The following is a 3596-nucleotide window of genomic DNA, read 5'->3' as shown; positions in this document are numbered from 1 at the left end:
GTGCGGGTCCCGCCCCTGGTTCCGCTCCCCGCCCCGGCGCCCTAAGCCGCCTTGAAGCTGCGGAGGCGGAGGCTGTTGCCGACCACGAAGACCGAGGAGAAGGCCATGGCCGCTCCCGCGATCATCGGGTTGAGCAGGCCCATCGCCGCCAGGGGCAGCGCGCCCACGTTGTAGGCGAAGGCCCAGAAGAGGTTCGACTTGATGGTGCCGAGGGTCTTGCGGGAGAGCCGGATGGCGTCCGCCGCGGCGCGCAGGTCTCCTCGTACGAGGGTGAGGTCGCCCGCCTCGATGGCGGCGTCCGTGCCCGTGCCCATCGCCAGGCCCAGATCGGCCTGGGCGAGGGCGGCGGCGTCGTTGACCCCGTCGCCGACCATGGCGACCGAACGTCCCTCCGCCTGGAGGGACTTGACGACGCTCACCTTGTCCTCCGGCATGACCTCCGCGATGACCTGGTCGATGCCGACCTCGGCGGCGACCGCTTCCGCGACGGCCTTGTTGTCGCCGGTGAGGAGGATCGGGGTCAGGCCGAGGGCGCGGAGCCTGCGGATGGCTTCCGCGCTGGTGTCCTTGACCGCGTCGGCCACCGTGAGGACGGCGCGGGCCTCGCCGTCCCAGGCGACGGCGATGGCGGTACGTCCGGCCGCCTCGGCATCCGCCTTGGCGCGCTCCAGCCCGGCGGGGAGGGCCATCGACCAGTCGGCGAGGAGCTTCTCGCGGCCCACGAGGACGGCGTGGCCCTCGACGATGCCCTGGACGCCGAGTCCGGGCACGTTCGCGAAGTCCTCGGGGGTGGGGAGCTGCCCGGTCCGCTCGCGGGCTCCGGCCGCCACCGCCTGGGCGATGGGGTGCTCGGACGCGTTCTCCAAGGCGCCTGCCAGACGCAGGACTTCGGACTCCTCGACACCGGGCGCGGTGTGGACCGAGAGGAGAGTCATCCTGCCGGTGGTGACGGTGCCGGTCTTGTCGAGGACGATCGTGTCCACCTTGCGGGTGGTCTCCAGGACCTCCGGGCCCTTGATCAGGATGCCGAGCTGGGCGCCGCGACCGGTGCCGACCATGAGGGCGGTCGGGGTGGCCAGGCCGAGGGCGCACGGGCAGGCGATGATCAGGACGGCGACCGCTGCGGTGAACGCGGCGGTCAGGCCCGCGCCGCTGCCCAGCCAGAAGCCGAGCGTGCCGAGGGCGAGCGCGATGACGATCGGCACGAAGACGGCGGAGATCTTGTCGGCGAGGCGCTGGGCGGCTGCCTTGCCGTTCTGCGCGTCCTCGACCAGCCTTGCCATCCGGGCGAGTTGGGTGTCGGCGCCGACGCGGGTGGCTTCGACGACGAGGCGTCCGCCCGCGTTGAGGGTGGCTCCGGTGACGCTGTCGCCGACCCCGACCTCCACCGGTACGGATTCGCCGGTCAGCATCGACGCGTCGACGGCCGAGTTGCCCTCGACGACCGTGCCGTCCGTGGCGATCTTCTCCCCTGGCCGTACGAGAAAGTGGTCGCCCGGCTTCAACTCGTGCGTGGGAACGGTGACTTCGACCCCGTCGCGGAGAAGGGTGACGTCCTTGGCGCCCAGTTGCAGGAGCGCCTTCAGCGCGGCGCCCGCCTTGCGCTTGGAGCGGGCCTCGAAGTAGCGGCCGGCCAGGATGAACGCGGTGACACCGGCGGCGGCCTCCAGGTAGATGTTCCCCGCGCCGTCGCTGCGGGCGATCGTCAGCTCGAAGGGGTGCGTCATGCCGGGCATGCCGGCCGTACCGAAGAACAGCGCCCAGAGCGACCAGAGGAAGGCCGCCGAGGTGCCGACCGAGATCAGGGTGTCCATGGTCGCGGCACCGTGCCGGGCGTTGGTCCAGGCGGCGCGGTGGAAGGGCCAGGCGGCGTACGTGACGACGGGCGCGGCGAGCGTGAGCGACAGCCACTGCCAGTACTCGAACTGGAGGGCAGGGACCATCGCCATCGCGATCACCGGGACGGCGAGGACGGTGGCGGTGATCAGGCGCTGACGGAGGGACGTGAGGGCGGGGTCGGCCGCCTCGGTATCCGCGTCGCCCTGTGGGTCGGGCGGGCCGTCGTGCCGTACAGGGGCGGGCTCCTCGGCGGAGTAGCCGGTCTTCACGACGGTGGCGATGAGGTCGGCGACCTCGGTGTTCCCGCGGTCGTACGCGATCTTCGCCTTCTCGGTGGCGTAGTTGACGGTGGCCTCGACGCCTTCCATCCGGTTGAGCTTCTTCTCGATGCGGGCGGCGCAGGAGGCGCAGGTCATGCCGCCGATGGCGAGTTCGACGTGGGACGGGGCGGATGCCTGGGCCGTGGCCGGGGCGGATGCCTGGGTGGGCTTCCGGGACGATGCCTTGGCGGGTGTCGGTGTGCTGGCGGTCATGACCACTCCCCTTGGTGTGCTGGCTCTTGTTACCCCCTAGGGGTATCTGGTGCTGGGTTCATGTATACCCCCCTCCCCCATGCGATGCAAGAGATCGCCATATACCCCCTGGGGGTATGTGTGCCGTGTGTCGGGGAAGGGGGTGGTGCACATCCGGGTGTAGGTGGTGCGCGGGAAGGGTGGGGGCTCTAGTCTTGATATTGGACTAGACCTATATCTGTTGTCTGTGGCCCGTGTCGGCGATGGCGAAGGAAGCGGAACCCCATGAGTGAGCGTGCAGTCCTGGAGGTGATCGCCCTCACTGCCGAGGACGCGATCGCGGCCCAGTCCGGCGGTGCCGACCGGCTGGAGCTGGTCACGGACATGGCCGCGGACGGGCTGACTCCGCCCGTCGCGACCTTCGCCGCGATCCGCGCGGCCGTCGACATCCCGCTGCGGGTGATGCTGCGGGCGGCGGACGGATTCGCGGCGGGCTCCCCGGCGGACGTGGACGCGCTGGTCAGGGATGCGCGGGTGCTGCGGGCCGAGGGCGCGGAGGAGTTCGTACTGGGCTTCCTGGACGCGGAAGGCCATGCCGACCTGGTCACGGTGGAGCGGCTGATGGCGGAGCTGGACGGGTGCCGGTGGACGTTCCACCGGGCGATCGACCGGGCGGGCGACCGGGACGCGGTGCGGAAGCAGCTGGCGGACCTGCCGGGGCTCGACGCGTATCTGACCGCCGGTTCGTCGCAGGGTGTCGACGCGGGCCTGCCGACGCTGCTGGCGGAGGCGGGACGGGCGGGTGAGCCCGGGTACGGCGCGGAGATCCTGGTGGGCGGCGGTCTGCGGCTCGATCACCTGCCGGTGCTGCGGGCGGGCGGGATCAACGCGTTCCACATCGGGGGAGCGGCGCGGCCGGGGGGCTGGGCGGAGCCGGTTTCGGCGGAGGCCGTGGGGGAGTGGCGGGGAGTGCTGGACGGGCACCTTTAGCCCGTCCGGCGCTTGAGGATGCGCGGCGCAGCCGTGCACGGGGAGCAGTCCCTTCAGGGGTGCGGGGAACTGCGCGACCAGCCACGACGTGCCCGCACGTCCCCCCCCCGGCCCCGCGGCAGCGGTTTAGGCGAAGGGGCGGGGAGGGGCCATCCCGCGACGCGGCCCATCCACCCGCACGGGGTGCGGCGGGGCGGTGACGAGCGCGGGCCGGGGTGAGGGGGTGCGCTCCGCGTGGGGGCCGCCCCCTCACCC

The 3596-nt window shown here is 72.1% G+C and carries 2 protein-coding genes; one reads left to right on the top strand and one right to left on the bottom strand.

Annotated features, from left to right (window positions below):
* Positions 1-41 precede the first annotated feature (41 nt).
* On the bottom strand, positions 42-2372 hold the full coding sequence (locus tag ACWGIG_RS37765) for a heavy metal translocating P-type ATPase (RefSeq protein WP_453326249.1): 2331 nt from the start codon (positions 2370-2372) through the stop codon (positions 42-44).
* Between the two features lie 264 nt (positions 2373-2636).
* On the opposite strand from ACWGIG_RS37765, the gene ACWGIG_RS37760 reads away from it, so the two are divergent.
* Positions 2637-3341, top strand: a complete 705-nt coding sequence (locus ACWGIG_RS37760; protein WP_453326248.1) for a copper homeostasis protein CutC — start codon at positions 2637-2639, stop codon at positions 3339-3341.
* The last annotated feature ends 255 nt before the right edge of the window (positions 3342-3596 follow it).

Source organism: Streptomyces sp. NPDC054863, from assembly GCF_053610825.1.
This window is presented reverse-complemented; position numbering and strand designations above follow the sequence as displayed.